The sequence below is a fragment of the Sulfurimonas sp. genome (assembly GCF_018698455.1).
Taxonomy (GTDB): Bacteria; Campylobacterota; Campylobacteria; order Campylobacterales; family Sulfurimonadaceae; genus Sulfurimonas.
This window is the reverse complement of record NZ_JABIOQ010000001.1, coordinates 30,004-54,424: the sequence shown is the minus strand read 5'-3', so window position 1 is coordinate 54,424 and position 24,421 is coordinate 30,004. Positions and strand designations below refer to the sequence as shown.

At 33.8% G+C, this 24,421-nt stretch carries 28 protein-coding genes and 1 pseudogene; 22 read left to right on the top strand and 7 right to left on the bottom strand.

The annotated features are described in order from the left end of the window. Nucleotides 1-374 precede the first annotated feature (374 nt). Entirely contained in the window at nt 375-1,283 is a 909-nt protein-coding gene (locus HOG88_RS00305) for a 4-(cytidine 5'-diphospho)-2-C-methyl-D-erythritol kinase (protein ID WP_295002057.1), read from the top strand. A gap of 13 nt (nt 1,284-1,296) precedes the next feature. On the opposite strand, the gene HOG88_RS00300 is transcribed toward HOG88_RS00305, so the two are convergent. Both HOG88_RS00300 and HOG88_RS00295 read right to left on the bottom strand, forming a co-directional pair. Then, a complete protein-coding gene (locus HOG88_RS00300) occupies nt 1,297-1,506 on the bottom strand; it encodes a hypothetical protein (RefSeq protein ID WP_295002056.1) in 210 nt (69 codons plus the stop codon). Between the two features lie 81 nt (nt 1,507-1,587). After that, complete coding sequence (locus HOG88_RS00295; RefSeq protein ID WP_295002055.1) at nt 1,588-2,172, bottom strand: hypothetical protein; 585 nt, start codon at nt 2,170-2,172, stop codon at nt 1,588-1,590. Nucleotides 2,173-2,276: 104 nt separating this feature from the next. On the opposite strand from HOG88_RS00295, the gene HOG88_RS00290 reads away from it, so the two are divergent. The 3 genes from HOG88_RS00290 (at nt 2,277) to HOG88_RS00280 (ending at nt 5,950) form a co-directional block, all read left to right on the top strand. Next, nucleotides 2,277-2,648: a hypothetical protein gene (locus tag HOG88_RS00290; protein ID WP_295002054.1), complete on the top strand. Its 372-nt coding sequence runs from the start codon at nt 2,277-2,279 to the stop codon at nt 2,646-2,648. 168 nt (nt 2,649-2,816) lie between these two features. After that, nucleotides 2,817-5,444, top strand: coding sequence for an AAA family ATPase (locus HOG88_RS00285; protein WP_295002053.1), 2,628 nt, complete (start codon nt 2,817-2,819; stop codon nt 5,442-5,444). Nucleotides 5,445-5,632: 188 nt separating this feature from the next. Next, nucleotides 5,633-5,950 (top strand): hypothetical protein, encoded by a 318-nt coding sequence (locus tag HOG88_RS00280; RefSeq protein ID WP_295002052.1) that lies wholly within the window; start codon nt 5,633-5,635, stop codon nt 5,948-5,950. A 14-nt stretch (nt 5,951-5,964) separates the two neighbouring features. Here HOG88_RS00280 and HOG88_RS00275 read toward each other — a convergent pair whose 3' ends face one another. Further along, nucleotides 5,965-6,363 carry a hemerythrin family protein gene (locus HOG88_RS00275; protein WP_295002051.1) on the bottom strand — a complete coding sequence of 133 codons (399 nt, stop codon included), beginning with the start codon at nt 6,361-6,363 and terminating at the stop codon, nt 5,965-5,967. A 228-nt stretch (nt 6,364-6,591) separates the two neighbouring features. On the opposite strand from HOG88_RS00275, the gene HOG88_RS00270 reads away from it, so the two are divergent. Both HOG88_RS00270 and HOG88_RS00265 read left to right on the top strand, forming a co-directional pair. Beyond that, complete coding sequence (locus tag HOG88_RS00270) at nt 6,592-6,990, top strand: hemerythrin family protein (RefSeq protein WP_295002050.1); 399 nt, start codon at nt 6,592-6,594, stop codon at nt 6,988-6,990. A gap of 20 nt (nt 6,991-7,010) precedes the next feature. Next, nucleotides 7,011-7,394, top strand: a complete 384-nt coding sequence (locus HOG88_RS00265; protein WP_295002049.1) for a response regulator — start codon at nt 7,011-7,013, stop codon at nt 7,392-7,394. Nucleotides 7,395-7,396: 2 nt separating this feature from the next. On the opposite strand, the gene HOG88_RS00260 is transcribed toward HOG88_RS00265, so the two are convergent. Continuing rightward, on the bottom strand, nt 7,397-7,690 hold the full coding sequence (locus HOG88_RS00260; protein WP_295002048.1) for an ATP-dependent Clp protease adaptor ClpS: 294 nt from the start codon (nt 7,688-7,690) through the stop codon (nt 7,397-7,399). 178 nt (nt 7,691-7,868) lie between these two features. Here HOG88_RS00260 and HOG88_RS00255 point away from each other — a divergent pair, with 178 nt between their 5' ends. The 14 genes and pseudogenes from HOG88_RS00255 to HOG88_RS00195 all read left to right on the top strand — a co-directional run bounded on the left by HOG88_RS00255 (nt 7,869) and on the right by HOG88_RS00195 (nt 20,889). After that, the gene (locus HOG88_RS00255; protein WP_295002047.1) at nt 7,869-8,207 is read left to right on the top strand and encodes a group III truncated hemoglobin; all 339 of its coding nucleotides are present in this window, start codon (nt 7,869-7,871) and stop codon (nt 8,205-8,207) included. A 10-nt stretch (nt 8,208-8,217) separates the two neighbouring features. Continuing rightward, the gene (locus HOG88_RS00250) at nt 8,218-8,604 is read left to right on the top strand and encodes a hypothetical protein (RefSeq protein WP_295002046.1); all 387 of its coding nucleotides are present in this window, start codon (nt 8,218-8,220) and stop codon (nt 8,602-8,604) included. 87 nt (nt 8,605-8,691) lie between these two features. Beyond that, entirely contained in the window at nt 8,692-9,285 is a 594-nt protein-coding gene (locus HOG88_RS00245; RefSeq protein WP_295002045.1) for a hypothetical protein, read from the top strand. Between the two features lie 5 nt (nt 9,286-9,290). Continuing rightward, nucleotides 9,291-11,240, top strand: coding sequence for an NAD-dependent DNA ligase LigA (ligA, locus tag HOG88_RS00240; RefSeq protein WP_295002044.1), 1,950 nt, complete (start codon nt 9,291-9,293; stop codon nt 11,238-11,240). A 136-nt stretch (nt 11,241-11,376) separates the two neighbouring features. Then, a complete protein-coding gene (locus HOG88_RS00235; protein ID WP_295002043.1) occupies nt 11,377-12,129 on the top strand; it encodes an outer membrane lipoprotein-sorting protein in 753 nt (250 codons plus the stop codon). Between the two features lie 25 nt (nt 12,130-12,154). Next, on the top strand, nt 12,155-13,420 hold the full coding sequence (locus tag HOG88_RS00230) for an OmpP1/FadL family transporter (RefSeq protein ID WP_295002042.1): 1,266 nt from the start codon (nt 12,155-12,157) through the stop codon (nt 13,418-13,420). 1 nt (nt 13,421) lies between these two features. After that, the gene (locus HOG88_RS00225) at nt 13,422-15,011 is read left to right on the top strand and encodes a hypothetical protein (RefSeq protein WP_295002041.1); all 1,590 of its coding nucleotides are present in this window, start codon (nt 13,422-13,424) and stop codon (nt 15,009-15,011) included. A gap of 8 nt (nt 15,012-15,019) precedes the next feature. Beyond that, a complete protein-coding gene (locus HOG88_RS00220; protein ID WP_295002040.1) occupies nt 15,020-17,329 on the top strand; it encodes an MMPL family transporter in 2,310 nt (769 codons plus the stop codon). Continuing rightward, nucleotides 17,326-17,463, top strand: a complete 138-nt coding sequence (locus tag HOG88_RS00215; protein ID WP_295002039.1) for a hypothetical protein — start codon at nt 17,326-17,328, stop codon at nt 17,461-17,463. The genes HOG88_RS00220 and HOG88_RS00215 overlap by 4 nt, the downstream gene beginning before the upstream one ends. After that, entirely contained in the window at nt 17,454-18,161 is a 708-nt protein-coding gene (locus tag HOG88_RS00210; RefSeq protein WP_295002038.1) for a TlyA family RNA methyltransferase, read from the top strand. The genes HOG88_RS00215 and HOG88_RS00210 overlap by 10 nt, the downstream gene beginning before the upstream one ends. Before the next feature lie 310 nt (nt 18,162-18,471). Then, nucleotides 18,472-18,567: pseudogene (locus HOG88_RS11860) on the top strand (transposase); the annotation flags it as partial. Then, complete coding sequence (locus tag HOG88_RS00205; RefSeq protein WP_348653080.1) at nt 18,565-18,936, top strand: transposase; 372 nt, start codon at nt 18,565-18,567, stop codon at nt 18,934-18,936. The pseudogene HOG88_RS11860 and the gene HOG88_RS00205, both read left to right, overlap by 3 nt. Before the next feature lie 50 nt (nt 18,937-18,986). Continuing rightward, nucleotides 18,987-19,817, top strand: a complete 831-nt coding sequence (locus HOG88_RS00200) for a bifunctional riboflavin kinase/FAD synthetase (RefSeq protein WP_295002037.1) — start codon at nt 18,987-18,989, stop codon at nt 19,815-19,817. 10 nt (nt 19,818-19,827) lie between these two features. Then, nucleotides 19,828-20,889: a tRNA pseudouridine(13) synthase TruD gene (locus HOG88_RS00195; protein ID WP_295002036.1), complete on the top strand. Its 1,062-nt coding sequence runs from the start codon at nt 19,828-19,830 to the stop codon at nt 20,887-20,889. 6 nt (nt 20,890-20,895) lie between these two features. Here the strand turns inward: HOG88_RS00195 and HOG88_RS00190 are convergent, their stop codons facing one another. After that, nucleotides 20,896-21,786, bottom strand: coding sequence for a cation diffusion facilitator family transporter (locus tag HOG88_RS00190; protein ID WP_295002035.1), 891 nt, complete (start codon nt 21,784-21,786; stop codon nt 20,896-20,898). Between the two features lie 61 nt (nt 21,787-21,847). Here HOG88_RS00190 and cmoB point away from each other — a divergent pair, with 61 nt between their 5' ends. Next, complete coding sequence (gene cmoB, locus HOG88_RS00185; protein ID WP_295002058.1) at nt 21,848-22,741, top strand: tRNA 5-methoxyuridine(34)/uridine 5-oxyacetic acid(34) synthase CmoB; 894 nt, start codon at nt 21,848-21,850, stop codon at nt 22,739-22,741. Next, on the top strand, nt 22,741-23,244 hold the full coding sequence (locus tag HOG88_RS00180; RefSeq protein ID WP_295002034.1) for a hotdog domain-containing protein: 504 nt from the start codon (nt 22,741-22,743) through the stop codon (nt 23,242-23,244). Before cmoB ends, HOG88_RS00180 begins: the two co-directional genes overlap by 1 nt. Here the strand turns inward: HOG88_RS00180 and HOG88_RS00175 are convergent. After that, nucleotides 23,224-23,817: a class I SAM-dependent methyltransferase gene (locus HOG88_RS00175; protein WP_295002033.1), complete on the bottom strand. Its 594-nt coding sequence runs from the start codon at nt 23,815-23,817 to the stop codon at nt 23,224-23,226. The genes HOG88_RS00180 and HOG88_RS00175 overlap by 21 nt on opposite strands. Continuing rightward, a complete protein-coding gene (locus HOG88_RS00170) occupies nt 23,814-24,407 on the bottom strand; it encodes an MBL fold metallo-hydrolase (RefSeq protein WP_295002032.1) in 594 nt (197 codons plus the stop codon). Before HOG88_RS00170 ends, HOG88_RS00175 begins: the two co-directional genes overlap by 4 nt. Nucleotides 24,408-24,421 lie beyond the last annotated feature (14 nt).

The following is a 24,421-nucleotide window of genomic DNA, read 5'->3' as shown; positions in this document are numbered from 1 at the left end:
AGATAAAAAAGTTCTACCAACAGGTAAAACGGCAATGGCTGAAATCAAAAGAAATTGCCTATATCGTGATGATTTTATTGATGATTTATTTGAGCAAGAAGGTATATAAGGTTTATTTTATTTTTCATCGGATTTACCTAGTGCTATAAAGAGTAATAAATATTTTTAGACTTTAGAACAAAAAATATACAGTACGGAGTCAAAAAATGATATTTAAAGAAATTTAGTAGGTTTAGTGTAAAATTCATGATAAACAAATTATAGTCATTTTTTAAAACTTAAAATGGCGATGAATAAAAATTAGCTACTTTTAGAAATTGAATCTGCAAGTGGCTCTATAATAAAAATATTATTTACAAGAAAAGGCTTTAAATATGGGTGGTTTTGAAGGTGGAGACGAAGGTGGATTTTGGGATGAAGATAGTATTGCTACTTTAATCGACAAACAGAATAAAAATAAGTCTCAGCATATAAAGAGAGAAAAACTATCTATACAAACAAATGCTTCAGGTTACAGTATACAAGCCCATGCAAAAGTAAATATATTTTTAAAAATTACTGGACATAAAGATGGGTATCATACACTTATATCGCGTTTTATGCGTGTAGAAGATCTATACGACACAGTAAGCTTCGTACCATGTATATGCGACACCTTTATCATAGAGGGGTATGATAACATACCTTTAGAGTCAAACACTATCTATAAGGCATATAAAGCACTCTGTGACTATACTGCTGATTCGGAAATAATAGACTTCTTTAAAGAGCACAAGGTTGTCCTTTCTAAACGCATACCTTCACAGGCAGGCTTAGGTGGAGGTTCTTCTGATGGAGCTGCATTTATGTGTTTAGTTAAAGAAGTCTGTAATCTCATAATAAGCAATGATGAATTAGCAAAAGTAGGAAGTACAATTGGTGCTGATTTTCCATTTTTTATCTATAACTATCCATCGGCAAATGTTTCAGGTTTTGGAGAAGTTGTTGAGTTTTTTGAAGAAGAACCACTAAAGTTAGAACTGTATACTCCAGCAATCGGCTGTGATACTAGTGTTGTTTATAAGACATTTAAAAAGAATTGCTTAGACACTATTTCTTTGTCTTCATTTTCAGGTTGGGAGAAACTAAACTCAAGAAGTATTTTAGAACTTAGTTCAGACCCAGCCATACTAAATGACCTCTACAGTGCTGCAATTATTGCATACCCTGACTTGAGAAAAGAAGCCAAGCAAGGTTGGTTCTTTTCTGGTTCTGGACCTACTTTCTTTAAACTACAAAGTTAAAGAAGTTTTTTATTTAGTACTTTACTTTACTTTGATTACAGCCATCTAGCATGATTCGGTCTTCAAAAAATACCTGAAGCCACTCCATCATATGATCTTCTGTTAAAACAATACCGTCTTTTTGTTTCTTAGGAGTACTTACATCCGCTACTTTTACATCTTTTAGATATGCTTTAGCTTCTTTTAAAAGCTTCATTTGTATCTTAATATCTAATCTGCTCATCTCAAATCCTTTAAAGTTTTTTTATTTTAATAAAAGAGTGTAGCAAATCTATACCTTGTATAGCTTTAAAGGAATAAATATTTAAGAAGTCATTCGTTCAAACATATCTAAAGTCTCTTTTAAAATATACTTTTCATCATTTTCTTTTGCCTCTGGACAAAAGTCCAAATGGTATATTAGTGTATGTTTTTTACAGGTATCAGTAAAAACTTTTGTTTCACCAGTACAGAGATAAAATATAGGAAAAGTATCCTTAGTATTTAGCAAATTACTTAAATCAGTAATATCAGCTTTCATTATATAAGAGGTGTTAGAAAAGAGTGCATTCACCTTACCCAATATACCGTGTAGTATTGCTCTGTAGCCTTCTGTAGAACTTCCATACATATAAATATGCTCCTCACATTCAAGGTCATAGGCAATTTTTTTTATAAGCTCTTGTAAAAGATCTTTAGCCCAAGATTCTTCTTTTTTATGAGAGGGGTAAATGGGTGTGAGCATATTCCACATTTTGTACTCGAAGTTCATATCTGCAGCTTTTTCTTCGTCTTCTAAGACTACAACAAGTGGTACAAAGTTTGAAGTTATAGCTGCTGGTGTAAAACGATAAAAAAGTTTTCGTTTGTTTGCATCTTCAATAAATAAAATATTTTCATTATTTTTCATGTTTTTACCTTATAAAAATTATTATAACATAATCACAATTGTATGTTTTTAAGTGAGTTTACAATATTATTTCACACGAAAACTGCAGAAGGAAAAATTAGCTTATGAATCCAGATATACAAATAAATTTTAAAGTAACACCAGCACAAAAAGAGACAATACTCCTTAGAACCTTAGAAAATGGCTTTGACGAGATACCTGCATATTTAAAAGTAGTAGCAATCAAAGTAGAACCATTTAATGTTGTAAATAAAATAGAATCAATGCACGAGGCCTCTGAAGAACTTGGGTTTAAAGTAACCGAAGCACAAAAAATGAGGATAGATGCAAATATGAAAGAAAGTGGTAGTGAAGATATGACAGAGTATTTACTAAATGTATCATTACATGGAGTAGTTAATGCAGTCGTAGAAGTGCGCTCTACTGGAAACCTAGAGGCGATGTTAAAACGTATACAAGATTCTAAGGCTCAATAAGAAGTAAACTCTTACAAAGTCTGAGTTTACTTTAGCCTTAAATCTTCCTTCTCCCCCCTTTAGCTTATGCTTATACTCAAGAAAAATCAAGTACTATACGGAAATAATTATAATACTTGAGTAATAAAACCCAACTCAATCGAACAAATGAACTAAAAGAGCAAAAACATGACAGAAAATGAAGCACGAGTTAAAGCAAATATTGAGAAACACAAGAAGCTAGAAGTAAGAGCTGAGTGGGATGAATCTGCCCTTAAAGCGGCACAAGACAACATAGAGTTTGTAAAGTTATTTAAAGCAGAACTCACTAAAGATTTGTTTGGACAAGATCAAGCTATTAGTATTGTTACAAATAGTATGAAAACTTCTATGAAGGATGAAAAAGGTCCAAAGTCTACTTATTTGTTCTTAGGTTCTCCAGCAACTGGAAAAACTTACCTTGCTGAACTCATGGCAAAGCATATACCAAAATATAGAATTATGACTTTTGATATGACTCAGTATCACCAACAAAATGGTGGAGAACTATATGGTTATCCTAATGGTTGGAAAGGCTATGGTGTTGGTCAGTTAACAGGTTTTGTTCATAGAAACCCTAAGTCTATCATCGTACTCGACTCGTTTGAGAAGTGTGATAATATTATTCAGAACAACCTTTTTTCTATCTTTGAAGGTGGAAAAATGCGTGATGCTTGTGGTTGGGATAAAATAACCGATGAGCCGTGTAGTGAAGACCCAGATATAATATATAATGACGAAAATGCTAATTATATGGTAGATTTTACAGAGACAATTTTTGTTATTACTACTAGTGTTGGTAAAGAGCTTTATCTTGACTACAAGTTTAAAGACTTAGTAAAAAAAGATTATATACAAGCTGAATCTATGATTCTTGAAGCGATTAAACGTGAGCAGAAAAGAGACACTAGAAGTGGCGGTATGCAAGAAGCAATTGTTCCTGAACTTGTTTCTAGATTTTCTAAAGCGAATATCGTTCTGTTTAATAAGCTTGAATATGACGCTTTTGAAAAAATATCTAAAAGAGTGTTTCTTAGCTTTAAAGATGATTTTTTTAAACAGTATAAAATCGAGTTTGTAGTTGCTAGAAATTTTGACAACTTTTTAACAATACAGATGCTTAATTTTGCCCCTGAGTTAGATGCAAGGCGTATTAAAGAAAAAGTGAGTACTTTCTTTTTTAATAGAATAACCCAATATATGCAAGACACAGACAGAACAATAATGAGTTTTAAACAGATAAAAATTGTTGTCTCAAAAGAAGTAGTTACATTTATAAAAGATAGACTAGACCCACTTATTGAAAGTGAAACTCTTGTAAGAGAGTTGTTTAGAAAAAATACTACCCTTGATATTGATGATGTTATTAGTGATAAAAATGGTGTCATTACATATAAAATTAATTCATGTAAGTTTTCACAAGTTATTAGAATTAAAGACTTTAGTGAAGATGGACTTGTGTTTGACATTCCTAATGTTTCATTTGATGATATAGCAGGACATCATAAAGCAAAACAGAGACTTGGTGAAGTTATTAACTTTTTTAAAGAACCCAAACTCTTAGACACTTTTAACATTGAACCACCAAAAGGCATGCTTCTGTATGGACCTCCTGGAACTGGTAAAACGATGCTTGCAAAAGCTTTTGCTAAAGAAGCAGAGTTGCCTTTTATCTCTACTACGGGACTCGAACTACTTAAACCTGAGAGAACAAAACTTATTTTCGCAAAGGCCAAAGCTTATGCACCTGCGATTATATTTATTGACGAGATAGATACTCTTGGGAAACGTGATGGTGAAAATGGTAGAGAGGTACCTATCAATAAGCTTCTTTCCGAAATGGATGGTTTTTCAGGTAAAAAGGGTGAAGATATCTTTGTAATCGCAGCTACTAACTATAAAGACAATATTGATGCTGCGATTATCAGACCAGGTCGCGTTGAGATTCACATTGAAATCAACAATCTTGATAAAGATGCAAGACAGTATTTCTTAGATAGTGTAATTCAAAAGAAACCTACAAGTGGTAGTTTTGATATGAAAAAGCTCTTGATGTATACGACAGGTTTTACAGGTTCTCAACTTGAAATGCTAGGAAAAGAGGCTTCTTTTTACTGCTTGCGTCATAGCTTACCTGCTATTACTCAAGAGATTTTAATAGATCAAATAAACGCGATTAAGTATGGTGATAGACAGTCTTACTTGTCTTTAGAACAAATGTTTGAAGAGACAGCTATTTATGAAGCATCTCGTGCAGTTATTTCTAAAATTTTAATGCCTCAAATCAATATAGAACATGTGAGTTTGACACCAAAAGACAACCATGAACACTTCATTTCACATAACTATAGTGATGTTCAAGAAAATATGACGGTCAAAGACTTTAGAGACAAAATATGTGTTTCACTTGCCGGACGTGCAGCCCAGATTAAGAACTTTGGTGAAATAGAAGGTTTGGACTCTGGTGCATCAAATGATTTACAACAAGCTACACGTGATGCATATGTTGCCATCGCTCATTATGGAATGGACAAAGAAGTTGGTTACATTAATCTTAATGGTGTAATGGATGCACAAAAGAAGTCTAGAAGTAGTAAGGATACAGAACACTACCATGAGAAGATTGACGGGGCACTTGAAAGATGGATGCTTGAAGGTGAAAAAAATGTAACAAATTTAGTAAATAAGCATTGGGAAAAAATTGAGAGTTTATCTAAGTTACTTCTTGAAAAAGAAATTATATATGCTGATGAATTAAATAAGATACTCACTAAATAATACTCTATTACTCAGGAGTCTCTTTGCAAGAGACTTCTTTAATCCCCCTATAAACATCTCATTTTCCATATCATAACGATAAAAAAGCTTTTTTTGAGCTAAAAAAGTATAAAATAACATTAAAGAAAAGTTAATTAATTATTTTAATATTTAAATATAAGGCATACCTATATGAAAAGAGTCGTTTTATGACAATAGATCAACTCCAAAAAGAAGTTGAGATAGCAAATATCCAAATAATAGAACTAGAGTTGCATACAAATGTCGTCTCACCTGAATCTACTTTAAGTGACATGATAACTTTTGAAAATGCCAGTGAAGAAGAAGTAAATCAAAGAAAACTAAAAAGAATTTACATGAGAAAAAGAAAAATCCTCTATTTTATAGAACGTCTTAAAAGTAATATTTCGCTTGCATGTAATGAATGTGGGGGAGAGATTGATTTAGAGCGTCTTCTTATTATGCCAAAAGCAGGACTTTGTGGGACTTGTGCTAAGAACCACTAAGTACTTATTATTTACTAAGAGTGTCCAAGGTGCAGAGCAGTCTCAGTATCCCATTTTGAAATGTGAAGCTTTATCCATTTTTTAAAATCTTTTTCTAAAAAGCCTTGTACTTCTTTTGGGCTTTTAAGTATTTCCCAACGGTCATGGAATTTTTTTAGTTTTTCTCTCATAGTGTCATGGTCACTTTTATGTGTTTGAAAATTAACATAATTAGCTTGTTCCATCATATCTTCTTCGGTTTTAAAATGATCTTCAACATCAAATAAAACAACTTTAAAAAGTTCATCTATCTTTTCTATGTCTTTGGCTTTAACTGCATCGTAAAAATCATTTATAATCTCTAACTCTTCTTCGTGTAACATATTCATAACTTCATTTGCCACTTGTTGTATTTCGTTTAATTGAATTAACATTTTATCTCCGTAAAATTAAGGTTTGTAAAGATATTATATCTATAAAAAGTTTATACTTACTGATAGATTCTGAAAAATTTAAATATATATAGAAGAAATTAATACTGTAATTTTATTTTTTTCTTTAACTATTGAGATAAGACCTATCTTATTATAATATCTCAACTGATAAAGATATAATGCCATTTATTAAACAATTTTACCTCAATTAATTAAGGAACAAATATTATGATTACATTAGAGCAAATTCCAATGGTAGCAATTGCTAGTATGAATGACACACATATGGAAGAGTCACTCATTGTAAATAAACTTACTGGTGCTGCGACAAATAAAGAACTCGATTTAGTAGCCCAAATGCTAAGAGAACTGTTAGCACATACACAAATACATTTTGATAATGAAGAAGAAATAATGACAAAGTCAGAATTTCCAGATATGCAAAAACATAAAACTGAGCATGACAGACACCTAAAAGAACTTGCCCATTTAATAAAGTATTTTGATGGTAATAGAGAGCCAAACGCGATACTTGCATACATTCATGGTAACTTAGTGGCATGGTCACTTCATCATGTTGAGACTCTGGATGCAGAAGCTGCTGAGTATTTTTCAAAAAAACAATAGATATAGAGGAAAAAAGAAGAATGGATGCAAATCAAAAATGGGATGTACTTTTTATTCAAACTGATAAGTCATTCTTTGATTCAAAAAACAAATTATTTAGCGAGTTATTTAATAAGGCCGATTATGCCTTAGGTGAGCAAAAAGCAATAAAACAGATTTATAAAAACAACTACGATATTATTATTGGTGACATAAGTGGGGATCCTTTAGAGGGCATTGAGTTTATGAAACAACTCAAACAAATGAAACCTACACAGGTCATAGTTGCTTTAGTCTTGGATAGTGATGAAGAAAAAATTGGGGGATTAATTGAACTTGGAATAAATACTTTTTTACTTATTCCTGAGGCACTTGACCAAGCCCTCGAAGCTATCTCGAACATGAATCCTTATTTGAAAAATTAAGCTTACACTTCCTCAACTAAACATTGGAGAACAAAGTTCTGTTTTTTCGCAAGTTCTTCAACTAAAGTAGCTTTTGTTTCGGCTATTTCTAGTGAATAACCTCCACATATTCCTTCACCGTCAGTTTGAATCTGATCAGTAATAATAGTTGCACTTTCTAGGTTCATATGAAAAACTTTCATAAGGGTTGTCATACAAAATTCCCATGAAATATGGCGATCAGTGTAAAGAGTAATAATGTATAGTTTCTGTGTATCAAACTTAATAGCAGAATGAGGCTTCATTGTAATTGGCATATTATTTTCCTTCATAATTTTACTAAAAAAATAAACATCTTTTAAAGATTATACAATAGGTCCACTTAAAAGCTTTTATAAAAATGCTATAATTTGATTAAAAAATAGATGATTTGTATAAAAAGGATGAGTGATAGAACTTTATAATAATATTACTAGAGAAAACCTAAGAGTCTTAATGACTATTTTTTATGAAAAAGCCATGGAAGATGACATTCTGGGCCCTTTTTTTATAGATGAAATAGGTGATGATATAAAAAGTGAAGACTGGGTCGAACACATAGAACTTCTAGCAGATTTTTGGTTGGCCAAAATTTTAGGAGAAGATACCTATTATGGAAACTTTGTTGGTGCACATGTTAAAATGCCTCATATAAAAAAAGAAAGCTTTGCGAGATGGTTAGAGCTTTTTTCCCAAACGGCAGATGAGGTCTATATAGGAAGTGTAGCTGAACAGTTTAAGAAAAAAGGTGTTCAATTTTCCAAACAGTTTCTCAATAGAACGAAAAATATATAAAAGGATAAGAATGAATACAGATAAAAAATGGAATATACTTTTTATAGAAGATGAGAATACAGAGTTCGATTTAAATATTAAGACATTTGACGAACTCTTTAATAAAGTAGACAGAGCTCTTGATAGAGAAGACTCACTGAAACTTTTTAATAGTAATGAATACGATATTGTAATAGGTGACTTAAGTAAAGTACCTGAGAACATCGCGTTTATGAAGCAACTCCAAGATATAAAACCTTCACAGTCAATCTTTGTCTTTGTAGATGAGTCTGATGAAGATAAGGTTTATGGCTTTGCAGATATGAATATAAATGCTTTTATAATCAGTGCAGATCAATTTGAAGCGGCGCTAGAAGAACTAGCAAAGTTTGACCCTTATGCGGAAGTAGTGGACTAAAATACGGGTAAGTTTTTAAGAGAATAAAAGCTACAATTCGACCAATAAATTTATATAAAACAGATGAAAAATTATAAAGGCAAGAAAATGGAAAACCCAACTGAAATAGAACTAGCAAGAAATGAAAATACACCTACAGAAGATTTAGATACATTAATCGCAAGTGAAAGTGAAAGTGTTAGAAGAGAAGTTGCACAACATCCAAACCTATCTCCAGAACAATTAGATATATTAAGTGGTGATGAGAGCCAGTTTGTAAAAGTTAAAGTGGCTGCAAATATAAACACATTAGCTAGTACATTGGATAAGTTAAGTACAGATGAGAGTGGATTAGTTCGTGAGTTTGTTGCTGAACACCCTAGCACATCTGCCCAAACACTTGTTGCATTAAGTAATGATAGATACATTACATCATGGGTTGCAGGAAATCCAAACTTACCAGTAGAAATTATAAATAAACTTAGTGGTGACAGAGATGAATTTGTTCGTATATCTGCTACTGTTAATCCAAGTATACCGACAGATACACTAGATACACTCAGTTATGATTTAGACGAAAATGTTCGTGCAGCTGTTGCCAAAAACCCAAGAACACCAGCAGCAACGTTAACAAGATTAATTGGTGATGAGAATGAAAGTGTTCGTGAAGTTGCTTTAGAAAATCCAAGTAGAGTGCTATAGAGTAAATGATGCATTTAGACTACCTTGATGCTATTCTTAAATTAAACCTCTACTCCAAACATTATTATGTTTTAGACGACCCAATAACTACTGATGAAGTTTACGATAAACTTTATCATGAAGTCCTCGCTTTCGAAGAAGATAATCCCACTTTAACATCACACAACTCTCCTACTCAAAGAGTTGGAGATTTAGTTAGTTCAGGGTTTACAAAAGAGCCTCACCTTTCTCGTATGTGGTCACTTGAAGATATATTTGACTCTGCAGGGCTACAAAAATGGCTTACCAAAACCTACAAACTCGATGAAAACATTAGCTTTTACTGTGAGCCTAAGTACGATGGGGCTTCTTTGAACCTCGTCTATGAAGATGGGAAACTTGTAAAGGGTATAACTCGTGGTGATGGAACAGTCGGCGAATTAATTACTCAAAATGTTAAAACCATAAAATCAATTCCCTTAGAGATAGACTATAAACAAAGAATTGAGATTCGTGGTGAAGTCGTCATCTTTAAAGATGAGTTTGAAAAGATCAACAAAACGCGACTAGCCGAGGGAGAAGCACTCTTCGCAAATCCAAGAAACGCAGCTGCTGGAAGTTTAAGACAACTTGACTCGAACATAACATCTAAGAGAAACTTAGTTTTTCTTCCTTATGGTGTGGGAGAAGATGAGTTAGACCAGAAGCTTCTGAGTAACAAGATGGAGTATATTTACTCTCTTGGTTTTAGAAAACCACCAGAACGTGCAATCTGTAAAGGTTACGATGAGATAGAAGATATTTACAAGCAGATGGTTAAAGATAGAGACTCATACTCTATGATGCTTGATGGGATGGTTGTAAAGGTAAACGAGATATCTTCACAAATAGATATGGGCTATACGGTTAAAGTACCGCGTTTCTCAGTTGCATACAAGTTCCCAGCCGTTGAGAAAATAACTACTGTAAAAGAGATAATTCTTCAAGTAGGTCGGAGCGGTGCTGTAACTCCAGTAGCTATAGTTGAGCCTACTGATATCGATGGTGTAATAGTTGAACGTGCAACACTTCATAACTTTGATGAGATACAGAGAAAAGACATTAGACTAGGTGACAAGGTTATTATTCTTAGAAGTGGGGATGTTATACCAAAAATAATAAAGGTTTTGACGCATGAACGCGACGGAAGTGAGGTGGTTTTTGCTAAACCAACAAACTGTCCCGTTTGTGAAAGTGAACTACTTCAAGAAGAGGTACTGATAAAGTGCCAAAACCTTAAATGTGCTTCTCGCGTCGTAAACTCCATAATGTACTTTGCATCAAAACCATGTCTTAACATAGACGGTTTAGGAGTGAAGATAGTCGAGGCTCTTTTTACGAGTGGTCTTGTCCTCAGTGTTGTAGATTTATTTGACTTGAACCTCGAGCAGCTTTTAGAACTAGAGGGTTTTAAAGAGAAAAAATCTCAGAATCTATTGAATGCTCTAGCGAATACTAAAGGCAAAGACTACTGGCGTTTTATAAACTCCCTTGGTATAGAACACATCGGAGAAGTTGCCTCAAAAACACTAGCGGATAGTTTTGGTTTTTCTTTTGTAAACGCGACTAAAGAGCAGATAGTAGAGTGCGAGGGAATAGGCGAAGAGATGGCAGAGTCTCTGTTAGAGTTTGTTCGTGTAAACGCAGAGACCATTGTCAAACTTCAAGCTATCCTAGAACCAACAGAACCTCTTAAGCGCGAAGAAGCAGAAGAAAACCCTTTTAAGGCTAAAACTGTAGTTTTAACAGGAACTATGAGCGAATCTCGTGGTGCTATAAAAGAGATGCTTGAAACTCTTGGTTCCAAAGTAAGTGGCAGTGTTAGTAAAAAAACTGACTTTTTGATTTATGGTGAAGATGCTGGAAGTAAGTATGATAAAGCTATCAGCTTAGGCGTCTCGTGTTTAGCAGAGAATGAGATGAAAAGTATGATTTAAGGTGAGTATTAGTAATAATATAAGCTAATAATACTCAATTTAGCCATTATAATCACATAAGCCGTATTTTTTTTCTTGTTTAATATTTTTTTTGATAGAATAAAAGCATTATTATTTTAATCTAGAAGGTGTTTATATGAAGAAATTATTAAGTTCATTTTTATTGTGCTGTTCTATGACTCTAATGGCTATAACAAATGAAGAAGTTTCTGTCAAAGCTTATACTGCGACTGGAAATTATGTAAGTGAATTAGCAGAGTTAGAGATGATACTTAAAAATGCAAATGGCACCACTAATAAAAGAGATCTAATTATGAAAAAATTAGAGGGAAAAGATGGAGATAAAACACTTTTAGAATTCAGATCTCCTGCTGATGTAAAAGGGACTAAATTGCTAACTCACGAGCGTTTAGGAAAGCCTGATAAACAGTGGCTCTACTTACCTGGACTAAAAAGAACAAAACGTATTGTTTCTAAAAATAAGTCAGGTGCATTTATGGGAAGTGAGTTTAGCTATGAAGATTTATCTGGACAACATTATAATCGTTTTGCATATAGTGGAAATGCCCAAAAGGTAGATTTAAATGGTGTTAAGGTATATAAATCTGTTCGTATCCCAAAAGAAGATTATTCAGGGTATTCTAAAGAGATTATCTGGGTGGAACCAAAAAACTTTTTGATTCAACGTATTGACTACTTTGACAAAAGAGGAAATTTTCTCAAAACAGCTTTAATGCCTTCATATACAAATATAAAAGGAATCTGGAGAGTCTCTAAAATCATAATGAAAAATGTTCAAACAAAAAAAGAGACAACACTCAACTGGAAAAGTGAAAAAATAAAAGTGGGCTTGAAGAAAAGAGACTTTTCTCAGTCTATTTTTCTGTAGTGCTTAGTTTTGATTTGGTTGATTAATGAATAAATTAATATCATTTACTCTTTTTACTTTACTTAGTGTTGTTTCACTGTTTGCAACAAATGGAGATAACCTGATTGGATTAGGAACATCTTCAAGAGCTATGGGTGGGACGGGCATTGCACACTTTAGTGCAGGCTCTTCAGCAACAGGAAATCCCGCTTTAATTACCTTCTCTAAAGGGGGAGAATTTACATTCGGGGCAACTTATCTGTCTCCCTCGGTTAATGTAAGAACAAATGACACGAATGGAGCAAATGACTTGAGTGCATTGAGCGATGCCAAGAAAAACACTATTCCTTATGCGGCCTTGACTCATAATCTAGATAATGGTTGGAGTGTAGGAGGGAGTATTTTTGGTGCTGCTGGAATGGGAACAGACTGGACGAAGGGTGATGGTGCAATTAGTAATCCTTTGATAGGTGATGTCGGACTTTACAGTATGAAAAGTAGTTTAACAATGTTAAAGATTTCAGCACCTGTTGCATACAAGTGGAATGATTGGTCATTTGGAATTGCTCCTGTTATGGTGTTTGGTACTTTACACATGTCTTTTATATCACCTACTATAGGTCTTGTAGATAATAACTCTTCAAGTAATGCTGGATTTGGTTTTGAGTTAGGTAGTGTATATAATTACTCTCCTTTAGGCTTAAGTTTTGGAATGGTATATCATTCTCCTGTATCACTTAGTTACAAAGATCAAATCTCATCACTCTCTACAGCATTTGGATATGGCACACAAGATTCAAACTTTGAGATTATGTCCGATACTCTGGAACAACCTGCAGAATACGGAATAGGAATTGACTGGACTAGAGGAGATTTGTCAGTAACTGCTGATTATCGTAGTATTCTTTGGGGCGAAGCAGAGGGTTATAAAGATTTTAATTGGGAAAACCAAGATGTATACTCTATAGGTGGAGAATACAGAATAAATGAGCTAGCACTACGTTGTGGATATAATTATGGAAAGAACCCAATTAAAGTTAATAATGATACAACAGTTGTTAGCCCAGCTAGCCCAGCTACAAATGGAGATGTGATTAACACTTTTAATCATGTAATGTTTCCGGCTATAACAGAAACTCATTACACGATTGGTGTAGGGTACCAGTTTAACAATGCTGTGGGTGGAGATCTCGCACTTACTTTTGCAACGAGTCCTGAAGTTACCGTAAGTGCTAAAAGCATTGGTTTGGGAAATGTGAGTGTTAGCAATGAACAGTATTCGGCAAGTGCTGCAATCAATGTGGTGTTTTAAAATGAATAATTTAGCTTTAATCTGTATAGCATTACTTTTTTCATCATCTCTTTTTGGATTTGGTACTTCAAAGTCCTCCAAAAAAAGGGATGCACAGAGAATCTGTACAATCAGACTCTTTACTACTAATAGTGTTCAAAGTGCAGTGCTAGAAATGTCTCGTCTTTCTATTAAATTACAGGATGAAATAGAAATATTTACGATAAAGAACAGTGAAATGGTGGTAGGACAAACTGGAAAAGATGAAAATTGTAGGGCTTTGAGACCTTTACTCCAAGAATATCGCTCTAAATCTTTTAAAGATGCTTATTTTATTAATTATAATCCAAAAAAAACAAGTCTTACTTTAGTGGGAACAACTAGAACTTCAAATGAAAATAAAGAGATAGAGGAAGATGAACAAATATCATCATCTGTTCTTAATCAGAAAAATAATGGAATGGATGAGTTCCTTGATTCTCTTAAAAATAGAGGAACAGTAGGAGCTATTTTTAATAGTTACTCAACTGATAAAACAGAAGATACACTTGCTCTTGAAGGTAGCATAGACCTCTCAAAAAGTTTTGACTGGGGAGCAGTGTCTTCAAATTTTGTATTTTTATATGACTTTAGTGATAATCGTCGCCGTTATATAGTTGTGAATGAATTGTATGCTAAGTACTATATGGACGAAGCAATCGTTCAGATTGGACGCAGCATTAATACGTGGGGGCTACTTGAGGGATATAGCATGAGTGATATATTTAACACGAAAAATTATCTCTCCGACTCTTTTGACACATCGAACAAGTATGGAGCATTTAATGCTGAGTATACAAAACTAATAGATGATCATAAGTTTTCAGTCCTTATTAAAGCTGAAGAAATGAAGCAACCTTATCCTGCTGAGGATAATGTCTATAACTTTTATAATTATGGTGATGCACTTGACACTAAGGCTGGTGAGTACAGACCTACAGTGTATCTAAAGTACAGTGGTCTTAGTGGAGATACACTAGAGAGCGAATACACTGTAATTCTTCAGAATGGATATGACAATAAACGTGATATTGTGGCTTCTATAGCAAGTGGAGAAGTTACACAAATAGCATACTTAGTTAATAAAGCAGTTGCATATTTAAGCGTTACTTATTGGGATGTTATATATAAATTCGAGGCCGCTTATACAGATGTTTTAGACTACTCCAATATGAGTGACTATGTTCACTACGGGCTTGGTTTTGAGTATGTTCCATCAGTAACCATTGGTGGTGCTGAATTACGAGTTTTAAGTGAATATTATCAGTATCAATATTTCGAAGATGATAAAAGTGAAAATAAAGATTTATCAGAAATGTTTCAGAATGATATTTTTATAGGAGTGCAAAGTAGTTTTGGTGATGCTGGATCCAGCGAAATAAAGAGCGGGGTACTTTATGATTTAGAAAATAGGGAACAGACTTATGCTCTGAGTTTTGGAACACGAATGAAAGAGAGTTATCGACTCTCTATGGAGTGGAAGGTTTTTATTCCCGGTGATGATAGTAATACAGCTATTGGTCGAATGGGTCAGTTTAATCAGGCAACTTTTCGTGCTAACTACTTTTTCTAGGATTTTATTTGGATATTTATCTCTCTTTTTTAAACCGCTTTAAGTGGATTCTTTTATCGTTAATACTGGGTACCATACTTCTACTTGGTGTTAAAATATTTCACCTCACATTTGATGGGAGTTATCGTATTTGGTTTGGTAAAGAATCAGTAATACTGAAAAAGTACGATGCATTTTGTTCCACTTTTGGTAGTGATGATACAGTTTTAGTGGTCTTTACTGACCCTAGTGGAGTTCTAAACCCTAAACCTTTACAAAGTATTCATCGTCTTACATCTAATCTAGAGAGTCTTACAAATGTTTCTCAGGTAAGTTCTATTTTAAATTATCAGTACATATATGCATCAGCAGATAATGTCGATGATATTATCGTTGAAAACTTCATTGAAAATCCTGTTACTACAACTTTAGACGAACTTGAAAGTCGTCGTGATATTGCATTAAATGATCCAATGATTAGTGATTATATTATTAGCAAAGATGCTAAAAGTACAATGGTTTCAGTAAAACTCACTTCATTCGCTGGACTCAGTAAAGATACTAGTGCTAATTTAGTCAAAAGTATTCAAGATATTTTAGACAAAGAAGCTGAGCTAACGGGATATGAGTTTCATATTAGCGGTGGACCAGTTACTGACACTGCCTTAGCAATGATTGCAAGTCACGATGCAATGGTTTACATTCCTATCTCTTTTTTGATAATTATCATTGTCTTATATCTATTTTTTAGAACGATTTGGGGTGTTCTTATCCCTGTCGTAACAGTTCTTTTTACGTCTATTATTACACTTTCTTTATATACATTTATGGGACTCGAACTCAATAATTTTTCAGTTAATATTCCTATTTTTATTACGGCGATAGGTATTGCTGATGCAGTCCATTTTTATACTGCTTGGATTGGCTTGAGATATGAAGGACATAGCAATGTGGATGCGATTTCTCATGCATTTAAGAAAAACTTTTCCCCAATGCTATTAACAACTTTAACGACTGCTATAGGATTTGGAAGCTTGATCACGAGTGATATAGTCCCTATGTCAACATTAGGATACACTATTGCTCTTGGCTCATTAGCAGCACTTGGTTTGACACTATTTTTAATGCCTGTTATTTTGTTATGTATTAAATCGGATTTTATTCCAATGAAAGTACGTACCGTTAGATGTATTATTCAAGAAATGAATTATGCTAGTTTTGTAGTTCGCCATGATTGGAAGATTCTCGTTGTCTCAATAACGATTGCTCTTGGTGTAGGTTCTGGCATCATATATACTAAATTTGATAGTAATAGTCTAAAGTATTTTGACAATGATACACAAGTATCAGAAGCAGCATATTATACTATGGAGCATCTTACAGGTCCAGCTACTTATGAGGTGATTATAGATAGTGGCAAAGACGATGGAATTAAAGATCCAGAATTTTTACTTTTTGTGGATAAATTTGACAAAGAATTAAAAGAAGAATTTCCTGAGGTTCGTCATACGAGCTCTCTTCTTGATGTTATTAAGCGATTTGAAGATGTAATGAATCCAGACCACGATCCAAGTAAAATTGTTGGCAAGACTCAAAATATAAATGCTCAATATCTCCTGTTGTACTCACTATCTCTACCACAAGGAATGGAGATAAATGATAAAATGGATTTAAAACAAAGAAAATTAAGAATGAGTGTTCAAGCTGATATTGCAAATTCTTCACGCTCTTTAGAAATAATAGAGTGGAGTGGACTTTGGTGGGATAAACAAGGGATAAAGGCTAATGTCGAAGGACAAGTTGCTATGTTTGCACAAATGCAAGAGATGGTTGCTGATACACTACTTACTTCTTTAACTCAAACATTTGCAATTATAGGAATTTTGATGTTCTTTGTTATACGAAGCATTAAATTACTATCTGTTTTTCTGATTCCAAACCTTTTACCATTAATGATATCTCTTGGTTTTATGGGATGGATGGGAATCTCGATAGATGTGGGTATTGCGGTGGCTTCAGTTGTAGTACTTGGACTCGCTGTTGATGATACGGTTTATTTTTTCAACAAATACAAAGAAACAAGAAAATTAGGTTTATCCGCTACTCAAACATTTGATTATATTTTGGAGCATTCGGGAAGTGCAATGGTTTTTACAACCGTAATCCTATCTGCTGCGTTTTCAGTCTTTTTGTTGAGTGATTTCACTCCAAATATTCATTTTGCCGTTATGACCATTTCAACTATGTTCCTTGCTTTACTAGCAGACTTACTACTGACACCGGCTTTACTAAATGTAATGGATAAATTATCATTAGACAGAAGAAAGGAAATAAGATGATAAACTTTAAAGAAAGTGAAATAATAGAAGATGAGATAGAAGAAGCATATGATTATACAAATGAAGAGCCTCTTTGTGATGAGGGGCAAGATGAGTATGATGCAAATGATGAAGAACGAGAGCAATGCGACTAGATAATTACCTTCTAGAAAAAGAGTTTGTTGATAGTAGAAACAAAGCTCAGAGCATTATTAAAGAAGGTCTTGTCAGTGTTAATGAGAAGTGTATTACAAAGAGTTCTTTGAAGATAGAAGAGGGTGATGAGGTTACTGTACAAGAGTATAAAAAGTATGTCTCGCGTGCGGCACATAAGCTTGAAGAGTTTTTGATTGAACTAGACTTAGATGTTTCAAGTAGAGTGGCATTAGATATAGGTTCATCAACAGGTGGTTTTACTCAAGTACTTTTACAAAGAAATGTAAGTGAGGTAAGTGCAGTAGATGTAGGAACTGACCAACTTCATAAATCACTAAGAGACGATAGTCGTGTTTATGTTTATGAGAACTGCGACATAAGAAAATTTGAGTCACAAAAAAAGTTTGACCTCGTCGTGAGTGATGTCGCGTTTATATCTCTTTTACACATTCTTAATGATGTAGACAGACTTGCAACTGATGACATAATACTTCTGTTTAAACCACAGTTTGAAGTTGGACGTGAAGTTAAGCGCGATAAAAATGGTGTTGTTCTTGATAAAAAAGCTATATTAAACACAATGCAAAAGTTTGAAGATGCATGTGAACTGAAGGCATGGACTTTAGTGCAAAAGTCACCTTCAAAACTCATGGGAAAAGAGGGAAATTTAGAATACTGCTACTACTTTAAAAAGTAATTAAAAGAGATTCATAAATGATGAAACTACTTAAAATAACATTTTTAATACTTACTATAATGAACCCTTTAATCAAGACCAGCTACAGTTTCTTTTGTGATTTCACTTGTAAATAAATTAAAGTATTCAATTACTACTTCAGAATCTACTTTATCATAAGTATTTGATGTGAATAGTTCTTATTTATTTATATTTAGTCAGTCCTCAAAAACCAAATAACTCCCTAAATTAAGTAATTCGAAGCCTATAATTAGCTATAATTTCAACAACAAAAACACTCGTAAAAACTTCAAATCTCTATAATAGGACAATCATATTGTCGAAAAAATCGCAGAAAAATCTAAGTGATGAATCTATTGTTGAGCACTGGAAACAGAATCCTTACTTTCAATACTTCTGTGGATTGAATGTTTATCAAGCTTCTGGCTACATACAAGCAGATGAAACAACACTACAAGTTTTAAATGAAAAGAATAAGAGTACTAAGAGTAAATCCTATATCTGGTTAAAAGCATCGACTGATATACACCCTATAGTATTAATGCATTATGCCTTTGAACATATGCTTCATAATAAGATTGACCCTGTGGCTTTTTCAAGTATAATGGATAAAATGAGTAAATATATGCAAAATGATAATGATGTTGATGAAGACTCTATGGAGTATATTTCTACCCACCCAAAAACAATCCTAAGAACCCAAAGAGCAAAGCTATATAGTGAATGTTTTAAAAAAGGGGATTTAGAATGTGAGGCTGTTAAAACTGCATTTTAAAATGATTGAAAACATAGAAGCTTCTAACTCGTAACTTGTTATAATACGGAATGAATCGTATAAAGAACTCCACAGCAATAGCCATAGGTGGTTTTGATGGTATGCACATAGGTCATCAGGCACTCTTTAGAGAACTTGGAGAATGTGGAACTATCGTTGTTATAGAAACAGGGTATGCCAATCTTACTCCAAAACATTATCGTGAAAGATTTTCCGAACATAGCATACTTTATCTAGAACTTGAAGATATTCGCCATCTTGATGGAGATGGGTTTATAGACCTTTTAAAGTCAAATTTCCCTCAGTTAAGTAAAATAGTTGTTGGTTATGATTTTCATTTTGGAAAAGATAGAAAGTACTCTTATGATGATTTAAAAACTATGTTTGATGGAGAGGTAGTTGTTGTTGATGAAGTAAAACACAACAAAGATTCAGTTCACTCGCATAAGATTCGTCAGAAACTCAGTATAGGTGATGTAAAAGGAGCTAATGAGTTTCTTGGACATAACCACACTATCTTAGGCAACCATATAAAAGGTCAAGGCATAGGTGCTAAAGAGTTAGTAGCTACGATAAACATTGAAGCAAAAGCATTTTTAATACCAAAAGAGGGTGTTTATGTATCACTTAGTCGCCTAGACGACGAAGAGCACTTTCATCCTTCTGTAAGTTTTATAGGTCACAGAGAGAGTACAGATGGAAGTTTTTCCATAGAATCACACATACTCGATGGAGAGATAATCTGTAAAGAAAAAGTAGAGATATCTTTTGTCGCATTTATCCGTGAGAACAAGAAGTTTGAGACACTGACAGAGCTCAAATATGCGATTAAAGCAGATATTAAAATAGCAAGTAAAGAGTTAAAATTTTTACAATTATAAAAGAGAGAACATGGAAAGAATATATTTAGAAGACAAAGAACCAATTCATTTTAAGTTTGAGCAAAATCAAGATGACTTCATCGTAGATGAGATAGTAAAAGAGTTTAAAGGAAGTGGAAACTTCACTATTTTACACATAAAAAAAGTTGAGATTACTACCTGGGATATGATAGCGGCTTTTGCTGATTTTCTGAACATAAATGCAGAGAAAGTAGGTTACGGGGGACTTAAAGATAAGCATGCGACAACTACTCAGTATATCTCTATAGAGTCTAGATATGAAAAAGAGCTCAAAAAATTTAAACATCCACAGATCAAGATAATTAGATGGACAAGAGATTCTCACTCTATTCGTATGGGAGATTTAGTTGGAAACAGATTTAGCATAAATCTTTTTGAAATAGATCAAATTCAAGCGGGACAGATTGAAAAACTCGCACGAAAAAGTGAAAAGCTTGGCCTTCCAAACTACTTTGGTTACCAGCGTTTTGGTCGTGATGAAGATTCAGTTGAACAGGCTAAAAAGATGATAGCAGGAGATATTCACATAGAAGACTCTAAAATCAAAAAGTTTTTAATCTCCATATATCAAAGTGACCGTTTTAACCAATGGTTATGCGAACGTGTAATGATGAGTAGAGAGAAAAATAATGGAAAGTTTCTTCTTTTAGACGGTGACTTATATCAAGATAAAGATGGAAAGTTGTTCACTCCAAAGACACCACAACTTCGAGATTTTGAAGCTAAAAAAGTAGTGCCTACTGGACTTCTTTGTGGTCGTGGCGTTTACCGTGCGCGTGATGAAGCCGGAGAAATAGAATCAAAGTACGACGATGGATTTTTATATGAAAAAGGTCTGAGACGTGCGGCGATAATATTTCCAAAAGATATAGAGATGAAGTATGATAACAAGTTCGACAAAATGAGCATCGCGTTTACACTTCCAAAAGGTTCTTATGCGACTGTATTTTTAGAAAACATTGCCTCAAAAATGTTTAAGGCTAAGAAGATAAAAAAGAAACCTCAAAAAGATAATAGACCTCAAAAGGCACTTGGAAAGTCAGCTTTTTAGGTTTTACTACCATTCCTCTTGATTATTTAACTCTGAATCATCATAAGGGTCCATATGTATAAGTACATGGGTTTTTTTGTTTTTAAAGTGATTTTGAAGTTGAAGTTCTATTTTGTCTGAAATAACATGTGCATCATAGAGTGATATGCTTACATTAAAAACAGCATGAACAGAAATAAATATATGTGAGCCGGCTTCTCTTGTTTGAAGAAAATGGTAGTTCTTAATAATAGGCTCATTTTCTAAAATATTTTTTATACTATTTATATCTTCTTCATCCAAAGCCGCATCAAGAAGCATCATAAGCCCCTCTTTTATGATAGGAACAGCAGAATAAACCATATAAATTGCAATAGCAATACCGAGAATAGGGTCTATAAGTTGCTCTGTAGTGTAGTGAATAGCCGTTAACGCAAAAAGAACTGCTCCATTTGAGAAGAGGTCTGTTTTATAGTGAAGTGCGTCTGCTCTAATAACCATGTTGTTCGTTTTTTTTGCTACAAAGTTTAAAAATAGAACTAAAAACGCAGTGATAATAAAAGACACGATCATAACATAGACACTCTCACTCATATGTGAAATTACTTTAGGGTTCATTATCTTAGAAATTGCTTCATAGAATATAAATAGAGCAGACATTGAGATAACAGTACCTTCTATGACTGCGGCAAGGGGTTCTATTTTTGTACGACCAAAATGAAAATCTTTATCTGGATTTTTCTCAGATGTATGAAGTGCAAAGTAGTTAAAAAGAGATACAACAAGGTCTAAAAGACTATCAATTGCAGAGGCAATAACAGCGATGGAACCACTGAGCATACCAACAGTCATTTTCATTAAGACTAAAAGGGCAGCAACACTTGTCGAGATGACAGTTGCCTTTTTTTCTAAGCGCATTTAACTTCCTCTGTAGATTTGGATACAATTATATTAAAATAAATATATTATAGTGATTAAAATGAACCTTGAAGAACTTAGAATACAAAGACAAAAGTGGATGACTTGGAAAAATGTAGCTCCACTGAGAGAATCTGTAGATGCCTTAGCAGACGTTGCCACTACTGTAAAACTTGGTGATATTGTAAAAATATCAGGCAAATTCGATGAAACAAGCATAAGCAAAACGGCAAAGCTTTTAATGCCATGGAGAAAAGGCCCCTTCGAGATAGGCGAGACTTTTATAGACACAGAGTGGCAAAGTAATATAAAATATAATCTACTTCGTCCACATTTTAATTTAAAAGATAAGAGAGTTGCCGATATAGGCTGTAACAATGGTTACTATATGTTTCGTATGCAAGAGGATGAACCAAAATTATTAGTAGGTTTTGATCCATCACCTGTTTATAAAACTCAGTTTGATTTTATAAACCATTTTCTAAAAACTCCCATAGTGTATGAGCTCCTAGGAGTTGAGCATGTAGAGTTTTATGAAGAGAAGTTTGATACTATCTTCTGTCTTGGTGTTTTGTACCATAGAAGCGATCCTGTAGCCATGTTAAAACAACTTTTTAAAGGTCTTGATAAAAAAGGTGAGGTTATTCTCGACACTTTTTATATAGAGGGAGAAGAAGAGATGTGTTTGTGTCCAGAGTCTAGCTACTCCAAGATACCAAACATATACTTTGTCCCCACTATAAAAGCTTTAAAGAACTGGTGCTTAAGAGCGGGATTTTGTGAGTTTGAGGTATTAGAGACTTCAGTTACCCAAGCGAATGAGCAGAGAAAAACTGAGTGGATTGAGGGGCAGTCTTTAGAAGACTTTCTTGATCCTAACGATAGTACAAGAACAGTAGAGGGTTACCCCGCACCTGCAAGAGTATATGTACGACTAATAAAGGATAAAACATAATGGATGAAGAAGCACTAGACCCTCTCCAAGAGACGGAAGAAGAGAATAAAATGCTTTTTGTTAAAACTCATCAGAGAATTGATGAAGAATTAATGGGTGAAATAACTTTTCATGAACGTGGAAATGTAGAGGTAAAACTTGAAACAACAAGTGCAATGGTCGCAGATGACCTTGGTTTAGTTCATGGAGGATTTATCTTCTCTGCTGCTGATTATGCAGCAATGGTAGCGGTCAATGAACCCAATGTGGTACTTATCGGAAGTGAATGTCAGTTCCTTTCACCTGTCAAGTTTCATGATGAAGTGGTTTTTAAGGCGAAAGTTCGACATAAAGAGGGGAGAAAACGTAATGTTCATGTAAATGCATATGTGTATGATGTTAAAGTTTTCAGTGGAGAGTTTAAAACTGTCATAACAGAAGAACATGTTTTAAAACTTCAACTCCAAAAAGATGGTATCAAAAGTAAAGAGATAGCAGAAGAATTACCTTTGAGCACTGAGTAAAAAGACACCAAAATTCCTTTGGGGTTTTTCAATGGTGTTGATATTTTCAAATACAACATCTTTAAAACCACATTTTTTTACAAGATCACAAAGTTTATGTTCATCAAAACCAAAGTGAAAAACACCTGTGTTATCAGAATGAAAAGTTCCATCTTCACTCTCCAAATCTGCAATGGCTATGAAACCACCTTCTTTAATATTTTTATAAATAGTTGTAAAATATGCTTCTAAATCTTTTATGTGATGAAGTGTCATAGAGCTTACTAAACCATCAAATTGCATAATTAGAGGTTCCTCTATAATATCTTGACAATATGTTGTTATGCTGCACTCAGGAGTGTTTTTAAGTGCTACTTTTTCAAGCATCTTAGCAGATGTGTCAACCCCAAAAATTTTATTGACTTTTTTTGCTATTTCAAAACCAAGCAACCCAGTACCTATGCCAAAGTCTAGTATTTCCATTTTTGAATTTAATGCTATTTTTACATTGATAGCTTCTGCTATTTTTCTTGCACCTTGTACCTGCATATCACCTTTATCCCACTCATCTGCTCTTTTGTCAAAATGACTCATAATGTTTTTATCCAATAATCTGTATTCTTTTGTTCTTGTTTTATCGTTGTAGTGTTTCCATGACCTGGGTAAATAGTCTTGTCGTAATCAAGGAGTTTAAACCTCTCCAGCGAGTCTTTCATGTCTGCTGGGTTTGACATAGGGAAGTCAGTTCTTCCTATGCTTTGCTCGAAGATAAAGTCTCCACTAAACATAGCATCGCCTATCTCTATAGTTGAACATCCAGGACAGTGTCCGGGGAAATGACGAAACTTAACTTTTACACCATCAAAGTCAAGTTCCGTGTCGCCAATTATTTCTACATCGGGAAATGACGGTGGGAGGTCAGGCATCCATGAACTATCTTGTAGGAAGGGAATATCACCTTTAGGAGTATAAAGTAGTAAGCCTAAATCTTCTTGAAGTTCTGTATTTGACCAAACATGGTCAAAGTGTCCATGAGTGTTGAGTATGGCTACTGGGTTGGTAACATTGTTCTTGACCCATTGGGTCGCATTCATACCTGGGTCAATGATAAAATCTTTACCATCAATGGTCGCGATGTAACAGTTAGTCTGATAGGGTCCCATTGGTTGCACTTTAATCTGCATTATAATCTCTTTTT